Raw genomic sequence first — 24,302 nt, 5'->3', positions numbered from 1 at the left:
CTATGTCACTGCACCTTGCCCAGACCCGACGGACGGCGCGGATCGCTGGCGGCATCGAGTTTGTTGGTCTTGCGATTCCAGGTCACCACGTTCATGAAACCCCACGATTCGCGCGGTTTCAGGTTGTAACCCATCTTCGTCAACGCGTCACTGGTGGCCGGATCGAAGGTGCCCTCCTCGACATCCACCTCATCGGGCATGTACTGATGATGGAAGCGTTTGTGCGCGGCGATCTGCTGCGCGCTTTCGCCATCGACGAAAGCGAGAATGCCTTCGAGCACCTGCGTGATGATGGTCGAGCCGCCGGGCGAGCCGATCACCGCGGTGCGATCCGCGCCGATCACGATGCTCGGCGACATCGACGACAACATGCGCTTGCCGCCTTTCGGTGCGTTGGCAACGCTGCCAAGCAGGCCGTAGACGTTGGGCTCATTCGGCACCAACGCGAAGTCGTCCATCTCGTCGTTCAGCAGCACGCCAGTGCCCGACGCCACGAAGGTGGAGCCCAGCACGTAATTGACCGTCGACGTGATGGCGACCATGTTGCCGTCCGCATCGATGATCGAGAAATGCGTGGTGTGCATGCCCGGCTCCGCAGCTTCGGCCGCGGGCAGCATCGACGACGGCGTGGCCTTGTCCGGCAGGATGCTCTGGCGAAGGCCATCGGCGTAGAACGGCGAAAGCAGCATGTCCAGCGGCATCTTCACGAAATCCGGATCGCCCAGATAGTCGTTGTGATCGCGGAACGCGCGGCGCATCGCTTCGATGATGAAGTGCACGCGATGCGGCTCGTCGAGCTTGGTCAGATCGAAGCCGGACAGGATGTTGAGAATTTCTGCGATGGCCACGCCGCCCGACGACGGCGGCGGCGCGGTGATGATGCGGAACCCGTGATAGTTCACGATGATCGGCGTGCGCTCCTTGGCCTTGTACGCGGCAAGATCGGCCAGCGTCCAGCGGCCACCCGCGGCATGCACCGCGGCAATCAGCTTGTCCGCGGTTTCGCCACGATAAAACCCATCGTCGCCATGCGTGGCGATCAATTCCCACGTATGCGCCTGATCGGGATCGCGCCACGTCGCGCCATCGGCCGGCGGCTTGCCATCGGTTAGATACTTGGCGGCGGAAGCCGGCCAGCGTTGAAGGTTTTTCCGTTCATCGGCGATCGCTTCGCGCAGGCGCGCGTCCGGCTGGAAACCGTCGCGCGCGATGCGGATGGCCGGCGCTAGCGATGCGCTCAACGGCAGACGGCCGTAGCGTTTGGACAGCAGCACGAGGCCGGCCGGTTCACCGGGAATGCCGGACGACAGCGGGCCTTTCAGCGACGCGTCACGGTTCGGCGTGCCATCCGCGTTGAGGTAATCCTTGCTGTCCACCGCGGCTGGCGCAGCTTCGCGCGCGTCGATGAAAAAGTCGTGGCCATCTTTCGCACGATGCAGCACAGCCATGAATCCACCGCCCATGCCCGAACTCTCCGGCTCCACCACCGACAGCGTGGAAGCCACGGCGATGGCCGCGTCGAACGCGTTGCCGCCCTTGGCCAGCACTTCCAGCCCGGCGTTGGTCGCGTGGAAATTTGCGCTGGCGATGGCCGCGTGACCGGGGCGCAGCTGTATCTGTCCGTGCGCGGCAGATGCGGGGACGTTCTTTGTCGATCCATCGGCGGCGAATGCCGCTCCACCGACCAGCAGCAGGCTTAGCGAAAGTGCTGGCCAATGCGGGGAAAACTTCATGCGGCAGGCTCCTTGAACATCAAGTGTCGATATTTGAGATCGAGTTGCTCATGCGACTCGATGTGTTGTGGATCAGTAATGATGCATTCGACCGGACACACCACCACGCACTGCGGTTCGTCATGGTGACCGACACATTCAGTGCACAGATCCGGATCGATGACGTAGAACTCCTCGCCCAGCGAAATGGCCTTATTCGGGCATGCCGGCTCACAGACGTCGCAGTTGACGCAGGTGTCGAGGATCTTCAAAGACATGATTTCGATACTATATGCTGGGGTGTGACGCCCGGGGAGAGCGCATCGGCGATCGGTCGCCGGCCCCGCGAAAACGGCCCTTCGCATTTTGCGAAGGGCCGTTGGCAATCCGCGCCGGCGTGGCCGGTGCGGCGATCGCTATTACATTGCAACGAAACGGATGGTGGCGCCGGTCGGCGTCAGCGCATCGGTAATGCGCTGCTTGTCGGCCTGGTCGCCGATGAACAACACGATCACGTCCTTGAACGAACCGGGCTTGGCGTCCTTGAACGCGGCCAGCAGCAGGTCGGCCGTCTTCGCCGAATCCGGGCCGCCGAACACCAGCATGTTGCCCGGCAGGACGCCGCGCGCAACGGTGTCCTGCACTGACTGCAACTGGCGATCGTTCTGCGCCTTGGCATCGTCGGTGGCGCCCGCGGTCACCATGTAGGCATACGGCTGGCTGGCCTTCATGCCCTGCATGTTTTTCTGCACGATCTGGCCGAGATAGTTGTTCCAGCCCTTGTTGTCGTTCGGATCGGTCGGCTTGGTCACCGCCTGCGCCGCCTGCGGGGCATCGGCATCCTGCTGACCGTTGTCGTGCTTGCCGCAGCCGCTCAGGGCCAGGCCGGACGTCAGCGCGATAGCAGCAATGAGAGCGAACTTACGCATAGTGATCACCTTCTGTTTCGGGTTGCTTGTTGGAGCCGATCCGGCTCTTTTGCCAGCGCTGCCGCATGGCCTGTTGAACCGCAGGATGCACGAAACCGGAAATGTCCCCGCCGAGGCGGCCGATCTCGCGCACCAGCGACGAGGAAATGAAACTGTATTGCTCCGCCGGCGTCAGGAACAGCGTTTCCGCCTGCGGGATCAGATGGCGATTCATGCTGGCCAGCTGGAACTCGTATTCGAAATCGGACACCGCACGCAGTCCGCGGATGATCACGCCGGCACCGACCTCACTGATGAACGTCGCCAGCAGGCTATCGAACCCGCGCACCTCCACGTTCGGCAAATCGGCCAGCGCCATGCGCGCCAGCGAGATTCGTTCGTCGATATTGAAGGCCGGGCCTTTGCTGGAACTGTCCGCCACCGCCACGATCACCCGGTCGAACAACGGCGCAGCACGCGCCACGAGGTCGGAATGACCGTTGGTGATCGGATCGAATGTGCCCGGATAGATGGCGAGACGAGGGTTGCCCAAGGGTTTGCTCACGGGGACAAGGGTGGCAGTCAAAGTTGGCCTAGCTTAACGGAAGCGCGCGCCGATAGAGCGCAAAACGCACCTCGCCGGCCTGCCCTTCGCGATGCACGTTCCAGCCCGACGGCAACGTCGGCACCACGCCACGCGGCGACTCCACGTAGATCCACGCGCGCGCGGACAGCCAGCCGCCGGATTCGAGTCGTTCGGCGAGCGCCGACCACAGATCCAGCGCGAACGGTGGATCGAGAAACACCACATCGCACGGGTCCGCAGATTGCGCGAGGAACACCAGCGCGTCGGCCGCAGTGACCTGCCCGGCGCCGGCTTTCAAGCGCTCGAGATTCGCGCGCAACGCCTGCGCGACCTTCGTATCGCGCTCGACGAATCGCACGCTCGCCGCCCCACGCGACAACGCCTCGATGCCCAGAGCACCCGTGCCCGCACAAAGATCGATGCAGCGTGCGCCGTCGATCACCGGGGCCAGCCAGTTGAACAAGGTTTCCCGCACGCGCTCGGCGGTGGGCCGCAAGCCGGGCAGATCGGGCACGTCGATCCGCGAATTGCGCAGGCTGCCGCCGATGACGCGGATGCGTCCAGGCGCGCCGTGGCGCTTGGCGCTCATGGCGTCGCGCCCTCAGCGGGCAGTACAGGTCGGGGTGTTAGCATGCCGCCCATTGTCTTTGAATCATTGCCGCAATGCTCAAGTTCTGGAAGAAGAAACCCGCCGAGACGGAAGCGGAAATACCGATCGTTCCGCCCGCCGATCCAGCGACATTGGACGGCGCGGCACCGGTGATCCAGGAAACGCTGGCCGAAGTCCCCTCGCCTGCCGAAGGGCGCACCGACAACGAACGTTTCGTTGCACCAATTATTGATCCGACGCCCGCTTCCGAAACCGAAGCCGAAGCCGCACCCGCCAAGCGCAGCTGGCGCGAACGGCTTTCCGGCAACTCATTCGCGCGCGGCCTGAGTTCGCTGTTCGTGCGTCATCCGAAACTCGACGACGATCTCCTCGACGAACTGGAAACCACGCTGATCACTGCCGACGTCGGCGTCGCAGCCAGCAGCGAACTGGTCGAAAACCTGCGCAAGCGCATGCACAAACGCGAGTTCGCCGATTCACCGGCTTTGCTGGCAGCGTTGCGTGCCGAACTTGTCGCGCTGCTCAAGCCGGTCGAGAAGCCGCTCGACATCCGCGGCCGCCATCCTTTCGTCACGCTTGTCGTCGGCATCAATGGCGCCGGCAAGACCACCACCATCGGCAAGCTAGCGCGCCGCTGGCGCGATGAGCGCCACGCCGTGATGCTCGCCGCCGGCGACACGTTCCGTGCGGCTGCGGTGGAACAACTGAAAACCTGGGGCACGCGCAACGACGTGCCGGTGATCTCGCAAGGCCAGGATGCCGACGCCGCCAGCGTAATCTTCGATGCGTTGCAGGCCGCACGATCGCGCGACATCGACGTGCTCATCGCCGACACCGCCGGCCGCCTGCACACGCAGGGCGGCTTGATGGACGAACTCGGCAAGATCGCCCGCGTATTGAAAAAGATCGACGTCGACGCGCCGCACGAAGTGCTGATGGTGATCGACGGCACCACCGGACAGAACGCGGTGAACCAGGTTCGCCAGTTTCTGCAGATCGTCGGCGTCACCGGACTCGTGGTCACCAAGCTCGATGGCACGGCCAAGGGCGGCGTGGTGTTCGCGCTCGCGCGGGAATTCGGCCTGCCGATCCGTTTTGTCGGGCTGGGCGAAACGGCGACCGATCTCCGCGTGTTCGAGGCTGAAGCATTCGTCGATGGCCTGCTTCCCGCAAGCCTCGGCGTCGAAGGCCAGGGTCATGACTGAGGCGCGGAGCTGAGCGTGTCCCGCCGACTCCGACTCGCGCTCTACGTCGTTGGCGGCCTCGCGCTGACCATCGTGCTGGCAGCAGTGATAGCCGTATATATCCTGCTGCAGCCGGAGCGCTTCACCGCAACGCTGCAGCAGCAGGCGCGCAACGCCGGACTCGAACTCAACCTCGCCAGCCCTGCGAGCCCGACCTTGTTTCCGCGGCCCGCACTCGACCTGCGCGGCATCACGCTCAACGCGCAAGGTGCGAACGCGCCGATCCTTGTCGCGGCACGCGGCAGCCTCGTGCTGCCGTGGCAAACCGTGTTCGGCGGCCCAACGGTCATCACCAAACTCGAAATCGAATCGCCGCGCGTCGACCTCGACGCGTTGCAGGCGTGGGTCGCCGCATTGCCTGCGCAACCCGCCGGCGCGCCGCCGAATATTCCACGCATCGATGCGGGCGTCAGCATCCGTCGCGGCAGCCTGGTGCGTGGCGACGAATTGCTACTCGGCGACGTGCGGCTCGAAGCGGGCTGCCTTCTTTCCGGCCAGCCGTTTCCGCTCAGCATGACCGCCAACACCGAATCCGGAACCCCGCTGCAACTACAGCTGTCCGCCACGCCACGCATCAACGGCAACACGCTGGAACTCGACAACGTCGCGTTGCATCTCGCGCAAGGCACGGATTCGACGCTTGCACTCAACGGCAACGCGCACTGGCATGGCAGCGCCGATGCTGCCGCAATACTCGCCGGTACCTTCGAGCACGCCGGCGCCGCGCGTTACGACATCGCGCTCACCCTCACGCCCGCCGCACAGAACACACCACTCATGCTCGAGCTGAAACTCGACGGACCCGACAACCATGCCGACCTTCGCCTACCGCCGCTTGCGCTTGCGCATTGGTGGAGTGCGTTGAGCGATGAGCATGGTCCTCACCTGAGCATGCCGCCCGCGGATGGACATCTTGAAATCGCGAACTACGAAGCCAGCGGCGTAAAAATCGAAGGTTTCAGCATGAAGACCGGCGACGCTGTCCCTGCCGCCGCGAGCACGGTCGCGCCGAAGCCGGCCGCCAGCAAAGCGCCCACACACTGACGTGCCGCCGCGTCGCACCGAAGCTGCATTATCCGGACGCACGTCCAGCAAATCCTCGTCGAAGCATTCCGACAGTTTCGCCACACGCCTTCTTTGCTGGTTCGATCAGTACGGCCGCAAGGATCTTCCGTGGCAACACCCGCGCGACGCGTATCGCGTGTGGCTGTCGGAGGTCATGCTGCAACAGACACAAGTCGCCACGGTCGTTGGTTATTTCGATCGCTTCATTCGCGCGTTGCCGACGCTTACCGATCTTGCCGCGGCCGACGAAGACAATGTCTTCGCCCTGTGGTCCGGCCTCGGCTACTACCGGCGCGCGCGTTTTCTGCACCGTGCCGCGCAGTTGTGCGTGGAACATCACGGCGGCGAACTGCCGCGCGATTTCGACGCGCTCAAGGCATTGCCCGGCATAGGGCGTTCCACCGCCGCGGCGATCCTTGCGCAGGCACATGGCCTGCGTTTTGCGATCCTTGATGGCAACGTCAAGCGCGTACTCGCGCGCTACCACGGCATCCACGGATACACCGGCCAGAGCGCGGTCGAAAAGCAGCTCTGGCAGCACGCCGAAGAACACACGCCTATCCAACGCGTGGCTGACTACACACAGGCGATCATGGATCTGGGCGCCACCGTGTGCATCCATCCGCGACCGCGCTGCAGCGAATGCCCGCTGTCCACCGACTGCATCGCCTATCGCGACGGCCTCACCGCGCAGTTGCCAAGCCGCAAGCCGACTCGCAGCATTCCCACACGCGCCACCGTGATGCTGGTACTGCGCGATGCCGATGGTCGCGTGCTGCTCGAACGACGCGGCCCGCAAGGCGTCTGGTCCGGACTATGGAGCCTGCCCGAAGCAATCGATCCACAAGACGGCTGGCGCATCGCGCAACAGCACGCGCGCATCGACGACGTGACAGCGCTCGCCCCGTTTACCCACGTCTTCACCCACTACCGCCTCGATATCGAGCCGCTGCTGTTCGACGGCGCGGCGCCACGCAAAGCCGACGCCGATGAAACCGGCGCACGCTGGTGCAGCGCCAGCGAGATCGGCACACTCGGCCTCCCCGCACCGGTGCGAGCACTCTTGCTCCGCATCGACACCGACCAGGAAAACCCATGAGTCGCACCATCCATTGCAGCAAGCTCGGCATCGACGCCGAAGGCCTCGACTTCGCACCGTGGCCCGGCCCGCTCGGCCAGCGCATCTACGCGGAGATTTCCAAGCCCGCGTGGCAGCAATGGCTCGCGCACCAGACCACGCTCATCAACGAATACCGGCTCAATCCGCTCGAACCGAAATCGCGTGCGTTCCTCTCCGAGGAAATGGAAAAATTCCTGTTCGGCGGCGACTTCGCCAAGGCCTCCGGCTTCACCGCACCCGACGCCGAGCCTTGACGAAAACCCGCGCATTCGGTCTAATGCGCGGCTCCACAAGGCACCCGCAACCATCGCGGCTGTCGTGATTCGCAAGATTTGGCCGGGTAGCTCAGTTGGTAGAGCAGGGGATTGAAAATCCCCGTGTCGGCGGTTCGATTCCGTCCCCGGCCACCATGAATAGCAACGTTTGAGGCCACTCTCACCGGGTGGCCTTTTTCGTTGTGTCAGTCATATGTAAGGCTGGTCGACGAGCGTTCTGTTATCTGCTTGCTTTTTGCTCGGCCGCCAAGAACGCATCGATTGCTGCTTCAGCACGGACGAGCACTTCGACACCGTAGTGCTTACGTCAGCACGCCTCGTGGGAGATCGATCGGACATCAGCGGTATTCGCTGCCGTGTGGGTAATAACCTACCGCGGTGGCCCGCACACACCGTCCGCTGGCTCCGGTGGTACTTCGTGATACGTCGGCGCCGACTCCCAGCCCGCCCCCAGCTTGAATGTACCCATTTCAGAATTGTCAATATCCACCTCGCTGAGCCTTGCTTCAGAATGCCCCAAGCTACTAATCGAAGCCCCCAAAGCCACCTGAACATTTGCTGCTCTGACCGTACTCGTACGACACGCCCAACTTGCTGGCATCCGCGTCAGCCGTGCGAGCTTTGCCGAATGCATCGTCGACATCCCGATCACGATCCGCTAGCACGTTCACAGGCGTGCAACTCAGGGTGATTCTCCGCGGCGGTCTTCGTTGAACCCGTCGCTCGGTGTCTTTAATGGCAGTTTTAAGAAACCTGCCGATTCTCTGGTCCTGAAACAGCAACCCGCTCCAGATAATGCGCAAGCACGCTGTCGACACCCGCAGGCGAAAACGCGGCGTTCAAGCCCGCTGCCGCACCTTCTGCAGCGGGTGCGGAACGCTCGACCATGATCGCTTCATAACGCTCGATCGCGGGCCATCCTTCGCCTGAGCTCAGCGCTTCGGCAAGATCGACGGCATCGGCAAGTGCCAGGTTCACGCCCTCCCCGCTGAATGGCGACATCAGGTGTGCCGCATCGCCCAGCAGCGTGAGGCGGGGCTGGTTTGGCCAGTGGTGGCCGATCGGGAGCGCGTACATCGGGCGAATGCCGATCACGTCGCCGACCTCGATCAGATGAGTCAGCTCAGGCGACCACGCCGCGAACGCTTCCAGCATGATCGCGCGCACATCCTCAACGGAACTCTGCGCCAAATATCGCGACGCGTCCTCAGGCATGCGCACTCCCGCGTAGCCGCGGATGTGACCAAGGCCGTTGCGCTGTGCGATTAGCGCGCGGTTATCGCCGACGGCAAACATCTTGCCGCTGCCGGTCAGCGCATCAACTGCGGGGTGGCGCTGCGTGTCGAAGCCGAGTTCAACCAGTGTGACGCCGCCGTAGCTGGGCGCAGCGTCAGAGACCAGCGGTCGAACATTCGACCATGCGCCATCAGCGCCGACGACGATGTCGAACTGCTCGACAAATCCGCGACCGGCTACTTCATGGCCGCCGCTCGCCAGAGGTTTGATGCTCTCGATCCGACTGTCCCATCGCACAAGGTCCGGTGGAAGCGAATCGAGAAGAATGCGGCGCAGCGCAGTGCGGTCGATCTCGGGACGATCATCGCCCTCGCCGTCACGGTCGAACAACAGCGTGCCGTGCTGATCGTAAAGTCGATCGCCTTGATGTTCCGGTCGCGCTTCCGCGCTGAACTGTGTTTCCAGCTCGGCCACGCGCATCGCACGTTGTCCGGTATCGGCGTGAAGATCGAGCGAGCCGCCCTGAGGGCGTTCGTCGGCATGCGTATCGCGCTCGAACACAGCTGCATTCATGCCGCGCATTAACAGCAAGCGGGCAAGCATCAGGCCGCCGGGACCGCCGCCGACAATTGCGATTCGCGAAAAAGATGCCATGGCCGCTATCACCGATTTACATAGGAACCTATACTATACACATGAATTCATAGGATGCTATGCAATGACCGCAAATGATTGGCAGCCGATGATCACGCCTGGTCACTATTTCAGTCGAATCGCACGCGGCCTCGCGCGGGTGGGCGATGCGCGATTGCGTCCGTTGGGTTTCGCAACGGCGCAACTGCCCGTACTCAGCGCACTCGCGGATGGCAAACAAATGTCGCAGGCAGACTTGGCACGCTGGGCGAAAGTCGAGCAGCCCAGCATGGCCCAGTTGCTCGCACGGCTTGAGCGCGACGGACTCGTGCGCCGCGAAACTCATCCGGATGATCGCCGCAGCAGCCTGATCTCTCTGACGGATGCCGCGCGAAAAAAACTTCCCGCGGGACGCGAGGTGCTGCGACAAGGAAACAAGGAGGCGACGCGCGGACTGTCCGCCGCCGAAGTCAAGACACTGCTCGCGCTGCTTCAACGCGTCTCGGCGAACGTTGACGCGATGGAATGACGCTTCAGACGCACACGCTTGCCGATCGCCATCCGCCCGTTCGCGAAATGCTCTGCCATTCCACACCTGCATTCATTTCATTGTCGCGCCAGCCAAGCAGCGGCCTGCAGGTTTCCAACCGGTAACGCGCGTGGTGGCAGGCAAAGACGCATCGTGAAGCACAAGAGCAAAAGCGCGTCGCGTCGTGTTGCCGATAGCCATCAGCAACATCGGCTCGCCGCCCGGCATCACCAGGATGTTGCCGGGTCCTCTGTGACATGAGCACCGTCGGGCATCTCAATGCAGGTATCGCCTTCGAGGGCGTAGAACGCCTCCGGTCCGGAGTGCTTGTGCACGGGTGCCGTGGTTCCGGGTGCGAACAGCGAGTGCACATACTCGGCGTCGAATGCCGCGGCTGACGTTACGGAAAGCGGACCGATTCGTGCCACGTGGGTTGTGCCCTTCGCTCGCCGCCCTTTACCCGCGATGGTAAACAACCAGACCTTGCCGTAGTCCTCCACGACGACACTGCGGGCGTCCTTCGCAGCGTTGGCCGCGGCGGGATCCGCAAAGGTGTCCAGATGCCAGTACATGGGTTCGAGAGGCAATGCGCCGGCATGGACTTGGGCCAGCAAACAGGCAGGCCCAACGGTGGAGACGGCATGCGCGGCGAAATGACACGGGCGGGAGGTGACGACCTGGCTTTGTGCCCTGCTCTATCCCGGCATCAAGATCAGGATGACCACAGTGATCCATGCGCATCGATGGATCACACCTTTCCAGGCACGTGCGTGCATTCGCTACCCCTGACGAAATCCATGTTGAGGCCACAGTAGACAACGTTCCTGGCGCCGTTGACAGCGCGCGGGGGCAACAATCGAGTTAGCCGTCTAATTGAATACGCTGCCTTGGTCGGCGCGAATACGTTCCACCAGTCACGCCTGACTCGACTCTGCGAGGAGGTTGCCACGACATTTGATGCGGGGGCACATTGGGGGCACCATCGGCAAATCAAAACTGCCCCCACGGACGACCCATGCCACTTTCGGACAAAGCGATTCTCAAGGCGAAGCCGGAGAGCAAGGCGCGAAAACTTTTCGACGGCGGTGGCTTGTATGTCGAAGTCACGCCGAGCGGCGGCAAGCTGTGGCGGCTGAAGTATCGCTTCGGCGGAAGGGAGAAGCGGCTGGCTTTCGGCGCGTATCCGGATATCGGTTTGAAGCTTGCTCGCGAGAAGCGTGACGCGGCTCGCACGATGCTGGCCTCGGGCGTCGATCCTGGCGAGCATCGAAAGGCGGAGAAAGCTGCCGATCAGGATCGCCTGCGAAAAAAGCAACCTCTCATCGCACGCAAACCGCGCTCGTCCGGAAAGCTGCGCCTCGCATCGGTGAGCCAGCGTCCGCTGGAACCGCTCGGCATTGGCGAACTGGAAGAGCGCACGTATCGCACGCTGCTCGTGCAAGGCATGGTGACGGCGAAGGAGATTGCCGATGCGCTCACGCTGTCACTGCGAAAAGCGCAGCAACTGCTCGACGATATCGAATCCAAAGGCCTCGCATCGCACTCTCCCGAACGTCCGCGACGTTACATTGCGGTGCCCCCGGAACTCGCGATCGAAGCACTCGTGGGCCAGCGACAGGTCGTGCTCGAACTCGCGCGGTCGACCATCCCCGAACTGAAGAAGCAGGCCGCGAAGTCGGCCAGCGCCAGAATGCCGGAACAACCCGTGGAAGTGATCACGAACCACGCGGCGCTTGGACAGATTCTGGGTCAGTTGCGGCAGACGGTGCAGGAGGAAATCTTCGGCTTTCAGCGCCCGCCATGGTTGTACCGCAAGGACGTCAATCGGCCGGAAATGCGCCGTGGCGTGCGCATCAGAAGTATTTCCGATGCCGGCTACATCGCGTTACCGGGCGCATTGACGTTGCTGCGATCCGAAGTGGAGAAAGGCGAACAGGCAAGAATTTTCCCGACCTTGCCCATCAAGATGCTGGTAGTGGACCGGCGTGTCGCCCTCATTCCGCTGAACGTCGAGGACCAGGGAGGCCCCACCTTGCTGGTGCGGGCACCTGCCCTGCTCGATGCGCTTTACGAGCTCTTCGAAATGACCTGGGCGCGTGCCACGCCCATCGCATTCAGTCGAACCGGCGCCATGGAAACCGGCAAGCCGGATACGCAGGTTTCGGAAACAGCCGCCCAAATGATTCCGCTGCTGGCGGCCGGCTTGAACGACAAGGCGATCGTGTACGAGGCCGGCATCTCGATCGCCACGCTCAATCGGCGTATCGCCGAACTCATGGGCCGCTTCGGCACCCGCACGCGCTTTCAGTTGGGTTGGCGTGCGGCTCTGGACGCATTTCCGGAACGATTGGCTGCACCTGCGCAGACGATCGCGCTGCCGCCGTTGAAGGCACCGCCGCGCCGTCGTTGATGCGTCCATGGCGCGCGCTGGGCCCGACGCGTGATGTACTTCCATCATAGAAGCAGATGCATCACCTTTTTCTATTGATGAGCCGTTGCGTCAGGCAGACACTCGACCCATGCCTCGAAAAAGCAGCGACCTGATCGCAACGGCTTCCTCGAATGCATCGGTCTTCATCGTTATCTGACGAGGACCCGCAAGCAGAAACAAGTCTGCAGGCGTCATAGGGATGGCGGGTGACCGGAACGGAATCCGGCACGCGTCAGCGATACCTGGGGGCAACTTGATTGCGTGTGCCATGCGGGCAGACACCGCGGACGCTGTGTGTCCGGAACAAATGGTTCGCGCAGGTGAAACAAGGGTTATCACTTTTCCACTTCGATGGGGTTTCATCATGAAGCAACACTCTTTCATTCTCGGCGCGGCCATTGCCGCAGCGCTGAGCGGCGCACCCGGCCTGCTCCAGGCGCAGGCGACGGCTTCTGTTTCCGCAAGCCTCGGCATCAAGGAAGCACCGCGTGTCACGCAAACGGTCAGCAACAGCCAGCTGGCGACGATTGCGCAAACGCGTTCGCGCGTCGTTGGTCAGGCCCTCTCCAGCACATCGCTGTCGGGATCGGCCGCGATGAAACACCTCCAACTGGTTCTGAAACGCAGCCCGCTGCGCACGGCAGAACTGGAAGCGCATATCGCCGCTCAGCACAATCCCCAATCGAATCAGTTTCACCAGTGGCTGACGCCGCAGCAGTTCGGTGATTCATACGGCGTCGTTGATGGCGATGTCGCGGCGATAACCTCGTGGCTCACCGCGCAGGGTTTCACCGTCAGCGGCGTCTACCCGAACAAGATGCAGATCGATTTCAGCGGCAGCGTAGCGCAGGTCAATCAGGCATTCCACACGCAGGAAACCGTCTACAAACTCAAGGACGGCACACGCTATCTAGGCAATGACGGCGACATCAGCGTGCCTGTCGCTCTGCACGACGTGATCGCCGGCGTGGTCGGGCTGAGCGAGGCGCCTGCGATTAAAGCCGCCGCGCCCAGCGCCGGAAAGTGGAATGCTGCCACGCACCGGTTCGACCTGACCGGCGCTGCGGCATCACAAGCGCATGCAATGACGATTGGTAGCGGCGGACTGCGTGGAACCCGAGGCCTGGTGCCCGACGATCTCGCCAACATGTACGGCATTTCGCGCATTCGCCAGAACGGCGTGAGCGGCACCGGCATCACCATCGCAGTGGTTGAGATCACACCCGCTTTGCCCGACGACTGGAGCAACTATGTCACCCAGTTCAACCTTGGCTCTTATGGCGGCAGCTTCAGCCAGATCACGCCGCAGATCGGCACGCTGAACAATTGTTACGCCGGCCAGGAGTCGGACCCGCCGAACGAATCGTTCTCCGCGGCGGAAGATCTGGAAGCGGCCACGGCGATCGCACCCGGCGCGCATATCGAAGTCGCTTATTGCTCGAACTACACCAGCACGTTCGATCCGGCGAGCCCCAATACCTACGGCGGGACCTTCATCGCGCTGACCAATCTGGTGAACGCAGATGAGCGGCCGAACGTCGTGAGCGTTACGTATCCGGGCTATTACCACGGCGAAGACAAGACCGACACCGCCAGCAAGACCGCGCTCGATGTGGTGACCGCACAGGCCGATGCCGAGGGCATATCGGTATTTACGGACACGGGTGGTTCGGGCAGCAATTCGGATTTCACCGGCGGCCAGATCAACGCTGCAGGCCAGACCGTCGCCGCGCTCGCAAGCTCACCTTATGTCACGGCGGTGGGTGGAACCGATCTTGCGGATGAACTGGATGGCACCACCAGCCAGTACTTCAGCAGTACGCCGAATGCCAACTACGGAACCGCGCTGGGCTACGTGCCGGAGATTCCGTGGAACGCTTCGTGCGGTAACGGCGTCGTCGCCAAGGCCGACGGGTTTTCCAGCGCGGTGGGCTTCTGCCAGTTCCTGATGGGGCGCGATCCCAACGCCTCCTACACCACGTCGATCGCAAGCGGCAGCGGCTCGTCCGTGGTGGACAGCAAACCGACGTGGCAGCGTCTCGTCTACAACGCACCGAAAGACCAGTCGCGCGATGTGCCGGACGTTTCGCTGTTCGGCGGCTCCTATGCCAACAACACCGCCATGGTCATCTGCCTGGGCGGATACGAGTGCACGCCGAACTTCACGACGCCGGCGTTCCTGGTTACCAACTCATCGCTCGCCTCGCCGATGTTCGCGGGTATCCAGGCATTGATCGACCAGGGCATCGCCATGCGCGGTTTGCCGGCGAACCAGGGCAATGCAGCGCCGACGCTGTACGCGCTGGCCCAGCAGGAATATGGCGGCGCCAGCGGCGCCGTGCCAGCGAGCCTTGCGGCGTGCAGTGCCGACAACGGCAACAACGGCACATCGAGTTGCGTCTTCCACAACATCACGCGCGGCTCGACCTCCACGCAGTGCGTGAGTTTCGATGGCGGAGCAGACACGCCCAACTGCTATTTCTATGGCGCGGTGAATCCCTACGGATATGGCGTCGAGACCGAAGGGTTGACCACCACCGATGCGGCGCCCACCGCATACGGCGTCAACAACAAGGCCTATGGAGCAGGTCCCGGCTGGAATTTCGCCAGCGGCCTGGGCTCGGTGAACGTCACCAATCTGCTGATCGCCTGGCGCGCCTTCGTGCACGCGCCAGCCGCGGCGCCTCAGTGAAGGCTCTGACGTTTAGCCATCCATCTTCGATCGACTCATTTCAAGAGGCTTCATCATGAAACATCGGTATTTCATATTGAGCGCGTCCATTGCCGCAGCGCTGGCCGGCACGCCCGCGCTGTCGATGGCATCTGCTGGCAACACGTTTGCGGGCATCAACATGTCGGAGGCACCGCGCGTCACGCAGGCCGTGGTCAACAGCGACCTTGCGCCCCTTGCCAAAACGCACCTGGCCATCGTTGACAAGGTGAAGAACGGCGCGCCGCTCGCCGGTTCGACCGCCATGAATCACATGCAGCTCGTGCTCAAGCCCAGCGCCGTGCGCCAGGCCGCGATGGAGCAGCTGATCGCCAACCAGCACAACCCGAAATCCGCCCAGTTCCAGAAGTGGCTGACGCCGGAACAGTTTGGCGCCGCGTTCGGCGTGGTCGACAGCGATGTTGCGGCTGTCACTTCGTGGCTGACGTCGCAGGGCTTCAAGGTCAACAACGTTTACCCGAACAAGACACAGATCGATTTCAGCGGCACGGCTGCGCAGATCAACCAGGCTTTCCATACGCAGGAAACGATCTACACCATCGATGGCGCGAAGCATCTGGCCAATGCCAGTGATGTCAGCGTTCCTTCCGCGCTGCAACCCGTCGTCGCGGGCGTGATGGGCTTGTCGGATTTCCACCCGGTGTCGCTTCGCAAGAAGTCCAGCATTGCGCAGTGGGATGCGACGAAGAAAAAGTTTTTCTCCACAGGCAAGAACGCGACAACCGCCGCCAGACCCACCAGCCAGGCGGTGAACTTCACCAACGGCGCGCGCGGGCTGGTGCCGAACGACCTTGCCACGATGTACGGCATCCAGAGAATCCGTGCCAACGGCATCACCGGGAAAGGCATCACCATCGCGGTCGTGGAAGACAACGACATGGTGCCGGACGACTGGCACAACTTCGTGGGCGTGTTCAAGCTCGGCCAGTACGGCGGCACTTTTGCGCAGATCAACCCGGCGCCGGCAAGCGGCCCCACCAATTGCTTCGACCAGGACGCCCTGTTCAATTACCAGGGCGATGACGGCGAAACTCTGCTCGATGCGGAATGGGCCACCGCCATGGCACCAGGCGCGCACCTCGTGGTGGCTACGTGCTCGCAATACAACGGCGACCTGTCGGGCAACTCGACCGACAATTTCTTCGGCGGTGTGTATCTGGCGGCAGACAACCTGATCAACGGCGGCACGCGACCGGACATCATCAGCGCCAGCTATGGTTTCGGCGAGTTCTTCACCGACGCAGCCAGCAAGACCGCCATCGACCTCATGTGGGCGCAGGCAGATGCGGAAGGCATCTCGGTGTTCGTGGCCACCGGCGACAGCGGGTCCAATGCAAGCTACAACCATCTGGTCATCAGCGGCAGCCAGGGCGATTCCGCAGTCGACGCCAGTTCGTTCGCCACGTCGCCGCATGTCACCGGCGTCGGCGGCACCGACCTCGCCGACATTCTCGACGGCACCACCAGCAAGTATTTTTCCTCCGACGCCAATTTCACCGACGGCTCGGCCCTGTCGTATGTACCGGAGATTCCATGGAACGACTCCTGCGGCAACGGAGTCGCCGCGAAAGCTGCCGGCTTCAGCAGCGCGGTTGCATTCTGCACGTACGACCTGAAGTGGGATCCAGCCGGTTATTACATGACCTCGGAATCCGGCAGCGGCGGCCCTTCGTCGATCAACGCCAAGCCGACCTGGCAGCGGCAGATCTACAACGCGGCCAAGGATCAGTCGCGAGATCTCCCTGATGTCTCGCTGTTCGCCGGCGCCTATGGCGATTACACGTGGGTCATCACGTGCACGGCCTACTACCCCTGCACGCCGGACTTCAGCACCCCGACCGCGTTAAGTGGCGGCACGTCGTTGTCCACGCCGATGTTCGCGGGCATCCAGGCGCTTATGGACCAAGGGCTGGCCGCGCGCGGATTGAACCCGGATCAGGGCAATGCAGCGCCGACGCTCTATGCACTGGCCGCACAGGAGTACGGCAATGCGTCCGGCCCGATACCCGCTAGCCTCGCTGCGTGCAATGCCGACAACGGCGCCAATGGAACCAGTAGTTGCGTGTTCCATAACGTCACGCGTGGATCGAACTCCAGCGAGTGCATCGAGCAGCAGGGATCTTTCACGACCAGCAACTGCTATTTCTTCGACACGATCGCGCCGTTCGGACCGGGTATCCAGCAACAAGTCGGACTGACCACGACGGATGCATCCCCAACCGGTTATTCAAATGCCAACAAAGCCTTCGGTGCGCAACCGGGCTGGAGCTTTGCGACCGGCCTGGGTTCGGTGAATGCGACCAACCTGCTGATCGCCTGGCGTGCCTTCGTCAACGCGCCGACTGCATCGCCGTAAGAAAATTCCGAGCCAAAAGGCAAAACCATCTGGCGGCGCAATGCCGCCAGATTTTTTTGTGCGTGGTGGCACGAAGCTTCGTCGATCCCGCGTTCATCCGCTTGCTGTGCAGGCATGGCGTCGGTCTGGTCGTTGCACACGCAGCGACGCGCACAAGGTCATCGAACGATTGGGCGGCGAATGGGGTTGTCCCGTTGCGAAGTTGGCGATCTAGCACGTGCATGAAACACCTTCACGTCGGATCGGCACGCCACTGCTCAAACTGGCGGCAACGTTCCCAGCCGGAAACCATTCCATGTCGATCAACTTGCCGCTCGAAGGACTTCGATCCGTTGCCGCCTCGGAGATTCCGCCCGGTACTTTTTTCTGCACGTTCGAATCCCCGACAGGAAAGCGAAACTTCTTTCTCAGGGTTGAACTGCCGGAGGGACAAGCGGACGGCATGGGCGTGATCAGGCTCAACGACGAGGTGCCCTACTCGTTCGAACTCTGGAACGCCGACGCCGCACAGCGTCGCTCGCTCGCGCTGCCGTCGCGCAACCTGCAACTGCAACTCGAGATGGATCAGGCACCCGCTGATGGCGACATGGGCAAACCGGGAAGCCTCATGCTCACGGCACAGCGACCACTGATGATCGTCGATGCGCGAAAGGCGGGACGCGGCAAGCTCGGCTACGTGAGCATCGCGGACGGCAAGCTGATGCTTGACCCGATCGAACCGTGCGCGTGCTTCTCCACATGGAAACTTCTTTCGCGTGGCGACAACGGCGCAGACACGCTGCTCATGCACGTCGGCGGCGAGTCATGAGTTCGCATTGAATGGATTCGATCTCGCACGTTGAAGACGCCACCGAACTCAGGGCGGCATGCCGTCCAGCTCCGCGGCCGCCACTGCCAACCCCGACACCACGCCCAACGATGGATCGCCTTTCACAAGATCGATCTTCGGAAAACTTTCGCGTACCGCAGCTTGCACGGCCAGTGAGCGAGACGTGCCGCCCGTGAGGAAAACGCTGGCCGGAATCTCCAGTTCCACAAGATCGTCGTTGACGTCACCGAGCGCGCGCTTCAATCGATGGATGAAGGGTGAGATCGCCTCGCTGAGGTCCGACTGCGTGGTATCCACGCCCACGCCGTCTTCAAGAAAGCCCAGATCCGAGCGATGCGCCGGCTCGGTCGAGAGTACGATCTTCGTGTGCTCCGCTTCCTGATTGAGACGGGTGGTTGCGCCGGGTATATGCAGATTGCACAGCCGCGACTGCCACGGCTCGTCGACGAATCGAAAGTCCTGCCTTCGAAATTCGCGCTGTTTGGGCAGGTTGTGCACGCTCGCCGCCTCCACGAAGTAGTGCACCGGCACGTTGGCGATGTTGTTGCCCAGCAGCGGCATGAACGCGTGGACGCTGAGGTTTACATCCAAGTCGGTGCCGCCCTTCGCCAGGCCCCAACTGCGGGTGATCTGCGGATGCTCGCCGCCGCCAAGCTCTGCGTAGGCCACGTCGGTGGTGCCGCCGCCGATGTCCACGATCAGTGCGCGCTGACGATGCTCCAGACTCTTGTGATAGTGCATCGCCGCTGCGGCGGGTTCTTCCATGAAGGAGATCTCATCGAAACCAGCGACCGCCGCCGCTTCGCGAATCAGCTCGATGGCCTGCTCGGAACCGCGCTCGCCCATCGACGAACGAAACTGCACCGGCCGGCCGATGACGGCACTGCGCACAGGCTCGTCCAGCTGACGGCTGGCGGTCAGGCGAATGTGTTCGAGGATGTGCGTGGTGATGTGCACGATCACCTTGCGCACGTCCGCGTCCATGCGAAAGCCCAGCATCGACTTCGGCGATTCGATCAGGTTGCCGTCGCCGTATTCCATGTACGCGTCCACGGCATCGTCGCCGAACAACGCGTGCTGAAAACTTTCCAGCGTGGCGGCAGGCGAAGTCCGCGCACGCTCTTCCAGCCACTGGCGGCGTACCACGCGAATGGCATCGCGGCGCAAGACATCGTCCGCGCGCTCGGGCGTGCCGAACTGCCGTTGCTGGATGCGCAGATCGCGCACGTGCGTTTCCACTTCCGATTCGAGCGCCGGCGTCAGCACGAAATCGCTTGGGTCAGGCACGACCTCGGGAAAAAAAACCGCCGTGCGGAATTGCGCCGCGTCGCCGAAACGGATGATTTCCAGCATCCCGTTGCGATAGGTTGCGGCGGCGGAATAGCTGGTACCGAAATCGATGCCGATGTGCATAGGGACGTGCCGGGGTGGAATAGGAGACGATGCGACGACGAAGGCGTCAAGGCGCGATGGCCGGCCGGCAGTTTGAATGCTCATGCGCCGTCAGTCGATAGCGCCGTGACGTTTGCGTTCGCTTCTCAGCGGCTTCGAAGCGCCAAGGGAAAATCTCAACAAAAAAAGCGGTCGCGCATCAGCATCGATGCGCGACCGCTTCGTATCAACAGATCAAGCGTTGGCGATCAACGCATGCCACCGCCGGCAAGCAACTGTTCACCGGTGAGCCACGCGGAATCATCGGAGGCCAGGAACACCGCGATCGAGGCGATATCTTCCGGCTGACCGACGCGTCCCAGCGGCGACTGAGTCACGACGTGGGTCTCGAAGTCCGAACCGATGAAGCCGGCGGTGTGGGTGCCTTCCGTTTCGATCATGCCCGGGTTCAACGAATTGACGCGGATCTTGCGTGCTCCCAATTCGCGCGAAAGCACGCCGGTGATCGCATCGACTGCACCCTTGGTGCCGGTGTAGACGGCGCTGCCGGGCGGCGTAGTACGCGCGACCACCGAACCGATGTTGATGATGCTGCCGCCTTCACCGAGGTGCTTGCTGGCGGCCTGCGTGGTCAGCAACAGACCCAGCACGTTGACGCCAAACTGGCGATGGAAATCCTCTTCGGTGATGTCTTCCAGCGCACCGAAGTTGTACACGCCGGAGTTGTTGACCAGCACATCCAGCTTACTGAACTGCTCGATCGCAGCGGCAACGATGCCCTCGGCATCGGCTTTCTTGGATACGTCGCCCTTGACCGCAAAGGCCTTGCCGCCCGCGGCAGTGATGGTCGAAACGACCTTGTCCGCGCCTTCCTTGCTGGATGCGTAGTTGACCACCACCGACGCGCCAGCCGCGGCCAGTGCCTTGGCGATGGCGGCGCCGATACCCTTGGATGCGCCGGTGACGATGGCGACTTTACCTGTGAGCTTGCTCATGACGTTTTCCTGTGGATGCCCGCTAAGGCGGAGTGAAGTTCAATAATTCGATAGTTCGTAACTTATGAACTATGGAACTAGAAGTCAAGGCCTGCTAGGATGAAACCATGCGACCCCTGCTCCACCCCGCGATCGAAGACATCACCGTAGAGAGCATCCTGCATGCGCTCTCCGATCCCGTGCGCGTGGCGATCTACGCGCAGCTGGCCGGCTCGAGCTGCACCAGCACCTGTTCCAACTTCCTGCAGATCAGCGACCGCGACATTCCGAAGTCCACGTTGTCGCAGCACTTCCGTGTATTGCGCGAAGCAGGCCTGGTACGCAGCGAACGCCACGGCGTCGAGATGCACACCGTCTCGCGCTGCGTCGAAGTCGACCAGCGGTTTCCCGGGTTGCTGAAAGCCATCCTGGCCGCACATCGCGTGCAGTCGGCCGATGAGGCACGCGCCACGCGACGCAAGACGGCGGCGAAGAAAAAGGCCGGCTGAAGCCGGCTTTTACTGCGACTTCGGCGCGAGCCGTATGGCCGTCTAGACTTCCAGCCGATCGTCCGGCCGCGCAACCAGCGCATACAGCGCCGGCATCAGGAAGATGCTGATCAGCAGGCGCGTGAACAAGCCGCTGACGATGACCAATGCAAACGGACGCTGCGTGTCCGTGCCGACGCCGGTGGCGAGCGCGGCAGGCAGCAAACCCAGTGCAGCGACCAGCGCGGTCATCATGATCGGACGCAAACGCAGGATCGCGCCTTCGCGGATCGCCTCGGCGAGATTGGTGCCGCCACGACGCAATTCGTTGACGTAGGAGATGTAGACCACGGCCGTCTGCACCGAAACACCGAACAGCGCGAGGAAGCCGATGCCCGACGATACCGAGAACGGCGTGCCAGTAAGCCACAGCGCCACGATGCCGCCGACCGGCGCGGAGAGCAGCACGCCGAGCACGGTGATCAGCGGAAACTTGAAGTTGCTGTACAGCGTGAACAACAGCAGGAAAATCAACGCCAGCGTCAGCGGCAAAATCACGTTGAGCTGCGCGCGCGATGCCGTGTATTCGGTGTACTCGCCGCCCCAGTCGAGTCGATAGGCCTGCGGCAATTTCACTTTCGAATGCACCTGCTGGATCGCGTCTTCTACCGCGCCAGCGAGATCGCGCCCTTCGACCGAGAACTGCACGCCGATGTAGCGCGAGTTGTCTTCGCGATAGATGAAGGAGGCGCCGTTGGTCACGCTGATGTCCGCGAACTGCTTGAGCGGAATTTGTTGGCCGGCCGGCGTGGCCACAAGGATGTTGCCGATCTCGTCCGGGTTGTCGCGATATTTCTGCTCAAGCCGCACGACCAGGTCGAACTGCTTTTCGCCCTGCTCCACCTGCGTCGCCACGTCGCCGCCGATGGCGGTGGTGATGAGTCCGTTGATGTCGGAAACGTTGAGGCCGTAGCGCGCGATCTGGTCGCGCTTGATGTGGATGGCGAGGCTCGGCTGGCCGAGCTCCTGCACCAGCGTCACGTCGCGGATGCCGCGCACGTGTTCAAGCACCTGCTTGATCGACTTGCCCTTCTGCTGCAGCGTGTCCAGGTCCGGCCCGAACACCTTCACCGCGAGCGCGCTTTTCAGGCCGGTTTCCGCCTCGTCCACTGCGTCTTCCGCTGGCTGCGTGTAGTTGAAGATGACGCCGGGAAACGCCTGCAGCTTTTTGTTGATCGCCTCGGTCAGCGCGGCTTTCGTGCGGTACGAACCGGCCCACTGCGAGTACGGCTTGAGGCCAACATAGAACTCGACGTTGAAGAAGCCGGTCGAATCGGTGCCGTCATCCGGACGTCCCAGTTCGGAAGCGACCTTGGTGACTTCGGGGAACGAGCGCAGGATGTCGCGAATCTTCGGCGTGACTTTGGCCGATTCGTCGAATGAAATCGTGTACGGCATCGTCGCGCGCACCCACAGCGCGCCCTCGTCCAGTTGCGGCATGAACTCCGCGCCGATGCGCGGGATCAGCAGCAGCGACAGCGCGAGCAGCACCGCCGATGCGATCGTCACGGCCTTGGCGTGTTCGAGCGAGAAATCCAGACCCTTCGCATAAACCGTTTTCAGCTTCTCGAAAATCGTGTTGTGCTTTTCGCGCACGCCCTTGCGCATGAACCACGCGCACAGCACCGGCAGCAACGTCAGCGTGACGATGAGCGAGCCGATCAGCGCGAAGATCATCGTGTCGGCCATCGGCTTGAACAGCGTGCCCGACGGCCCGGCCAGCACGTAGATCGGCAGGAAACTCACCACGATCACCGCGACTGCGTAGAACAGCGGGCGATCCACTTCGGCAGCGGCGTCGCGGATGATCTGGCGGATGTCGAGTGGCGCGCCTTCGCGCTGGGCGACCTGGCGGAAGATGTTCTCCACCATCACCACCGCGGCATCGACCAGGATGCCGAAATCGATCGCGCCGATGGACAGCAGGTTCGCCGATGCGCCTTGCAGATCGAGGCAGATGAAAGCGAACAGCAGCGCCAGCGGAATCGTGGTGGCCACGATCAGGCCGGCGCGGAAATCGTAGAGAAAGAAAATCAGCACCACGACGACCAGCAGCATGCCGCGCAGCAGGTTGTCCTGCACGATGCGCGTGGTCTGTGCGACGAGATCGGTGCGGTCGTAGAACGGCACAACCTTCACGTCCTTCGGCAAAATCTGCGTGTTGAGTTCCTGCGTTTTCGCCTCGACGCGCTTCAGCACGTCCTGGGTTTTCTCGCCCGTGCGCAACAGGATCACGCCTTCGACCGCATCGTCCTGTTTCTCGAAACCGAATTCGCCCAGCCGCGGCGCGATGCCGATGACCACGCGACCGACGTCCTTCACGAGCACCGGCGTGCCGTCGTGCACCGCCAGCACCACGTTGCCGATATCGTCGGTAGTGCCCATGCGGCCTTCGCCGCGCACGTAATAAAACTGCCCGCCCTGCGAGTAAAAACCACCACCGGCGTTGCCATTGTTGGCGGCCAGCGCGGTTTCCACTTGCTGCGCGGACAAGCCGACCGCAGCGAGTTTCGCCTGATCGAGCAGCACCTGGTATTGCATCGTGCCGCCGCCGAAACCGGAGTCGTCGGCGACGCCGGGCACTGCGCGATACTTCGGCTCGACCGTCCATTCCTCCAGCGTCTTCAGCTCCATCGGCGTTCGATCGGAACTCTGCAGCACATAGCGATAGATCAACCCCGATGGCGACGACAGCGGCGACACCGACGGCGTCACGCCATCGGGCAGGTCGAGATCGCTCATGCGGTTGAACACTTCCTGCCGCGCGAAATTGTTGTCGGTGCCGTCCTTGAACGTGAGCACGACATCGGACAGGCCATACAGCGAAATGGATCGCGTGTTGGCCGTCTTCGGCACGCCATTCATGCCGAGCTCGACCGGCACGGTGATCAGCCGCTCCACTTCCTCGGCGGCGTGGCCGGGCCACTGCGTCACGATCTCGACGATCGGCGGCGAGAGATCGGGATACGCATCCACCGGCAGCCGTTGCAGCGAACGCGCACCCGCACCGGTGAGCAGCAACGTCAGCAGCAACACGACCAGCGGCTGCGCCAGCGACGAACCCACGATCCGATTCATCATCGAGGTCGTGCGCGGTTCGTACCCGTTCGGAGGCAGTGACTC

General features: G+C 62.5%; 20 protein-coding genes and 1 tRNA gene. 11 read left to right on the top strand and 10 right to left on the bottom strand.

Features of this window, described 5'->3' with window-relative positions:
- Positions 1-5 precede the first annotated feature (5 nt).
- From ggt to rsmD, 5 genes are all read right to left on the bottom strand, one after another.
- Positions 6-1,733 (bottom strand): gamma-glutamyltransferase, encoded by a 1,728-nt coding sequence (gene ggt / locus GSQ73_RS05975; RefSeq protein ID WP_158882049.1) that lies wholly within the window; start codon positions 1,731-1,733, stop codon positions 6-8.
- Positions 1,730-1,990, bottom strand: coding sequence for a YfhL family 4Fe-4S dicluster ferredoxin (locus tag GSQ73_RS05970; RefSeq protein WP_158882048.1), 261 nt, complete (start codon positions 1,988-1,990; stop codon positions 1,730-1,732). Before GSQ73_RS05970 ends, ggt begins: the two co-directional genes overlap by 4 nt.
- A 141-nt stretch (positions 1,991-2,131) precedes the next feature.
- Entirely contained in the window at positions 2,132-2,641 is a 510-nt protein-coding gene (locus GSQ73_RS05965; RefSeq protein WP_158882046.1) for a hypothetical protein, read from the bottom strand.
- Positions 2,634-3,173 (bottom strand): pantetheine-phosphate adenylyltransferase, encoded by a 540-nt coding sequence (coaD, locus tag GSQ73_RS05960; protein ID WP_158882044.1) that lies wholly within the window; start codon positions 3,171-3,173, stop codon positions 2,634-2,636. Before coaD ends, GSQ73_RS05965 begins: the two co-directional genes overlap by 8 nt.
- Before the next feature lie 40 nt (positions 3,174-3,213).
- Complete coding sequence (gene rsmD, locus GSQ73_RS05955) at positions 3,214-3,795, bottom strand: 16S rRNA (guanine(966)-N(2))-methyltransferase RsmD (protein WP_158882042.1); 582 nt, start codon at positions 3,793-3,795, stop codon at positions 3,214-3,216.
- A 74-nt stretch (positions 3,796-3,869) separates the two neighbouring features.
- On the opposite strand from rsmD, the gene ftsY reads away from it, so the two are divergent.
- The 5 genes from ftsY (at position 3,870) to GSQ73_RS05930 (ending at position 7,655) form a co-directional block, all read left to right on the top strand.
- On the top strand, positions 3,870-5,021 hold the full coding sequence (ftsY, locus tag GSQ73_RS05950; protein WP_158882040.1) for a signal recognition particle-docking protein FtsY: 1,152 nt from the start codon (positions 3,870-3,872) through the stop codon (positions 5,019-5,021).
- A 15-nt stretch (positions 5,022-5,036) separates the two neighbouring features.
- Positions 5,037-6,104, top strand: a complete 1,068-nt coding sequence (locus GSQ73_RS05945) for an AsmA family protein (RefSeq protein ID WP_158882038.1) — start codon at positions 5,037-5,039, stop codon at positions 6,102-6,104.
- Position 6,105: 1 nt separating this feature from the next.
- Complete coding sequence (mutY, locus tag GSQ73_RS05940; RefSeq protein WP_158882036.1) at positions 6,106-7,224, top strand: A/G-specific adenine glycosylase; 1,119 nt, start codon at positions 6,106-6,108, stop codon at positions 7,222-7,224.
- Positions 7,221-7,499 carry an oxidative damage protection protein gene (locus GSQ73_RS05935; protein ID WP_158882034.1) on the top strand — a complete coding sequence of 93 codons (279 nt, stop codon included), beginning with the start codon at positions 7,221-7,223 and terminating at the stop codon, positions 7,497-7,499. The genes mutY and GSQ73_RS05935 overlap by 4 nt, the downstream gene beginning before the upstream one ends.
- A gap of 80 nt (positions 7,500-7,579) precedes the next feature.
- Positions 7,580-7,655, top strand: a tRNA-Phe gene (locus tag GSQ73_RS05930).
- Between the two features lie 609 nt (positions 7,656-8,264).
- On the opposite strand, the gene GSQ73_RS05925 is transcribed toward GSQ73_RS05930, so the two are convergent.
- Positions 8,265-9,410, bottom strand: coding sequence for an NAD(P)/FAD-dependent oxidoreductase (locus tag GSQ73_RS05925; protein WP_158882032.1), 1,146 nt, complete (start codon positions 9,408-9,410; stop codon positions 8,265-8,267).
- On the opposite strand from GSQ73_RS05925, the gene GSQ73_RS05920 reads away from it, so the two are divergent.
- Complete coding sequence (locus GSQ73_RS05920) at positions 9,409-9,918, top strand: MarR family transcriptional regulator (RefSeq protein ID WP_216844732.1); 510 nt, start codon at positions 9,409-9,411, stop codon at positions 9,916-9,918. The two genes, GSQ73_RS05925 and GSQ73_RS05920, sit on opposite strands and share 2 nt — an antisense overlap.
- 227 nt (positions 9,919-10,145) lie before the next feature.
- Here GSQ73_RS05920 and GSQ73_RS05915 read toward each other — a convergent pair whose 3' ends face one another.
- On the bottom strand, positions 10,146-10,490 hold the full coding sequence (locus GSQ73_RS05915) for a hypothetical protein (RefSeq protein ID WP_158882030.1): 345 nt from the start codon (positions 10,488-10,490) through the stop codon (positions 10,146-10,148).
- Positions 10,491-10,933: 443 nt separating this feature from the next.
- On the opposite strand from GSQ73_RS05915, the gene GSQ73_RS05910 reads away from it, so the two are divergent.
- From GSQ73_RS05910 to GSQ73_RS05895, 4 genes are all read left to right on the top strand, one after another.
- Positions 10,934-12,328 (top strand): integrase arm-type DNA-binding domain-containing protein, encoded by a 1,395-nt coding sequence (locus GSQ73_RS05910; RefSeq protein WP_158882028.1) that lies wholly within the window; start codon positions 10,934-10,936, stop codon positions 12,326-12,328.
- Between the two features lie 385 nt (positions 12,329-12,713).
- Complete coding sequence (locus GSQ73_RS05905; protein ID WP_158882026.1) at positions 12,714-15,041, top strand: protease pro-enzyme activation domain-containing protein; 2,328 nt, start codon at positions 12,714-12,716, stop codon at positions 15,039-15,041.
- A 55-nt stretch (positions 15,042-15,096) separates the two neighbouring features.
- Entirely contained in the window at positions 15,097-17,436 is a 2,340-nt protein-coding gene (locus GSQ73_RS05900) for a protease pro-enzyme activation domain-containing protein (RefSeq protein WP_158882024.1), read from the top strand.
- A 295-nt stretch (positions 17,437-17,731) separates the two neighbouring features.
- Entirely contained in the window at positions 17,732-18,244 is a 513-nt protein-coding gene (locus GSQ73_RS05895; RefSeq protein ID WP_158882022.1) for a hypothetical protein, read from the top strand.
- A gap of 48 nt (positions 18,245-18,292) precedes the next feature.
- Here GSQ73_RS05895 and GSQ73_RS05890 read toward each other — a convergent pair whose 3' ends face one another.
- Both GSQ73_RS05890 and GSQ73_RS05885 read right to left on the bottom strand, forming a co-directional pair.
- Positions 18,293-19,678 (bottom strand): Hsp70 family protein, encoded by a 1,386-nt coding sequence (locus GSQ73_RS05890; protein WP_158882020.1) that lies wholly within the window; start codon positions 19,676-19,678, stop codon positions 18,293-18,295.
- 227 nt (positions 19,679-19,905) lie between these two features.
- Positions 19,906-20,652 carry a glucose 1-dehydrogenase gene (locus GSQ73_RS05885; RefSeq protein ID WP_158882019.1) on the bottom strand — a complete coding sequence of 249 codons (747 nt, stop codon included), beginning with the start codon at positions 20,650-20,652 and terminating at the stop codon, positions 19,906-19,908.
- Between the two features lie 107 nt (positions 20,653-20,759).
- Here GSQ73_RS05885 and GSQ73_RS05880 point away from each other — a divergent pair, with 107 nt between their 5' ends.
- The gene (locus tag GSQ73_RS05880; protein WP_158882017.1) at positions 20,760-21,140 is read left to right on the top strand and encodes a helix-turn-helix domain-containing protein; all 381 of its coding nucleotides are present in this window, start codon (positions 20,760-20,762) and stop codon (positions 21,138-21,140) included.
- 42 nt (positions 21,141-21,182) lie between these two features.
- Here the strand turns inward: GSQ73_RS05880 and GSQ73_RS05875 are convergent, their stop codons facing one another.
- Entirely contained in the window at positions 21,183-24,257 is a 3,075-nt protein-coding gene (locus GSQ73_RS05875) for a CusA/CzcA family heavy metal efflux RND transporter (protein WP_158882015.1), read from the bottom strand.
- Positions 24,258-24,302: the final 45 nt, after the last annotated feature.

It is taken from the genome of Rhodanobacter sp. L36 (assembly GCF_009765755.1).
Taxonomy (GTDB): Bacteria; Pseudomonadota; Gammaproteobacteria; order Xanthomonadales; family Rhodanobacteraceae; genus Rhodanobacter.
The sequence above is the reverse complement of the archived record's forward strand: the minus strand, read 5'-3'. Positions and strand labels throughout refer to the sequence as shown.

What these genes read in the sequence shown, in the direction of transcription:
- GSQ73_RS05890 (WP_158882020.1), bottom strand. Translation starts at nt 19,678, where the DNA reads ATGCACATCGGCATCGATTTCGGTACCAGCTATTCCGCCGCCGCAACC.
- GSQ73_RS05885 (WP_158882019.1), bottom strand. Translation starts at nt 20,652, where the DNA reads ATGAGCAAGCTCACAGGTAAAGTCGCCATCGTCACCGGCGCATCCAAG.
- GSQ73_RS05925 (WP_158882032.1), bottom strand. Translation starts at nt 9,410, where the DNA reads ATGGCATCTTTTTCGCGAATCGCAATTGTCGGCGGCGGTCCCGGCGGC.
- GSQ73_RS05970 (WP_158882048.1), bottom strand. Translation starts at nt 1,990, where the DNA reads ATGTCTTTGAAGATCCTCGACACCTGCGTCAACTGCGACGTCTGTGAG.
- ftsY (WP_158882040.1), top strand. Translation starts at nt 3,870, where the DNA reads ATGCTCAAGTTCTGGAAGAAGAAACCCGCCGAGACGGAAGCGGAAATA.
- GSQ73_RS05905 (WP_158882026.1), top strand. Translation starts at nt 12,714, where the DNA reads ATGAAGCAACACTCTTTCATTCTCGGCGCGGCCATTGCCGCAGCGCTG.
- GSQ73_RS05880 (WP_158882017.1), top strand. Translation starts at nt 20,760, where the DNA reads ATGCGACCCCTGCTCCACCCCGCGATCGAAGACATCACCGTAGAGAGC.
- GSQ73_RS05895 (WP_158882022.1), top strand. Translation starts at nt 17,732, where the DNA reads ATGTCGATCAACTTGCCGCTCGAAGGACTTCGATCCGTTGCCGCCTCG.
- GSQ73_RS05875 (WP_158882015.1), bottom strand. Translation starts at nt 24,257, where the DNA reads ATGAATCGGATCGTGGGTTCGTCGCTGGCGCAGCCGCTGGTCGTGTTG.
- GSQ73_RS05920 (WP_216844732.1), top strand. Translation starts at nt 9,409, where the DNA reads ATGGCCGCTATCACCGATTTACATAGGAACCTATACTATACACATGAA.
- GSQ73_RS05900 (WP_158882024.1), top strand. Translation starts at nt 15,097, where the DNA reads ATGAAACATCGGTATTTCATATTGAGCGCGTCCATTGCCGCAGCGCTG.
- GSQ73_RS05935 (WP_158882034.1), top strand. Translation starts at nt 7,221, where the DNA reads ATGAGTCGCACCATCCATTGCAGCAAGCTCGGCATCGACGCCGAAGGC.
- GSQ73_RS05910 (WP_158882028.1), top strand. Translation starts at nt 10,934, where the DNA reads ATGCCACTTTCGGACAAAGCGATTCTCAAGGCGAAGCCGGAGAGCAAG.
- rsmD (WP_158882042.1), bottom strand. Translation starts at nt 3,795, where the DNA reads ATGAGCGCCAAGCGCCACGGCGCGCCTGGACGCATCCGCGTCATCGGC.
- GSQ73_RS05965 (WP_158882046.1), bottom strand. Translation starts at nt 2,641, where the DNA reads ATGCGTAAGTTCGCTCTCATTGCTGCTATCGCGCTGACGTCCGGCCTG.
- GSQ73_RS05915 (WP_158882030.1), bottom strand. Translation starts at nt 10,490, where the DNA reads ATGTACTGGCATCTGGACACCTTTGCGGATCCCGCCGCGGCCAACGCT.
- ggt (WP_158882049.1), bottom strand. Translation starts at nt 1,733, where the DNA reads ATGAAGTTTTCCCCGCATTGGCCAGCACTTTCGCTAAGCCTGCTGCTG.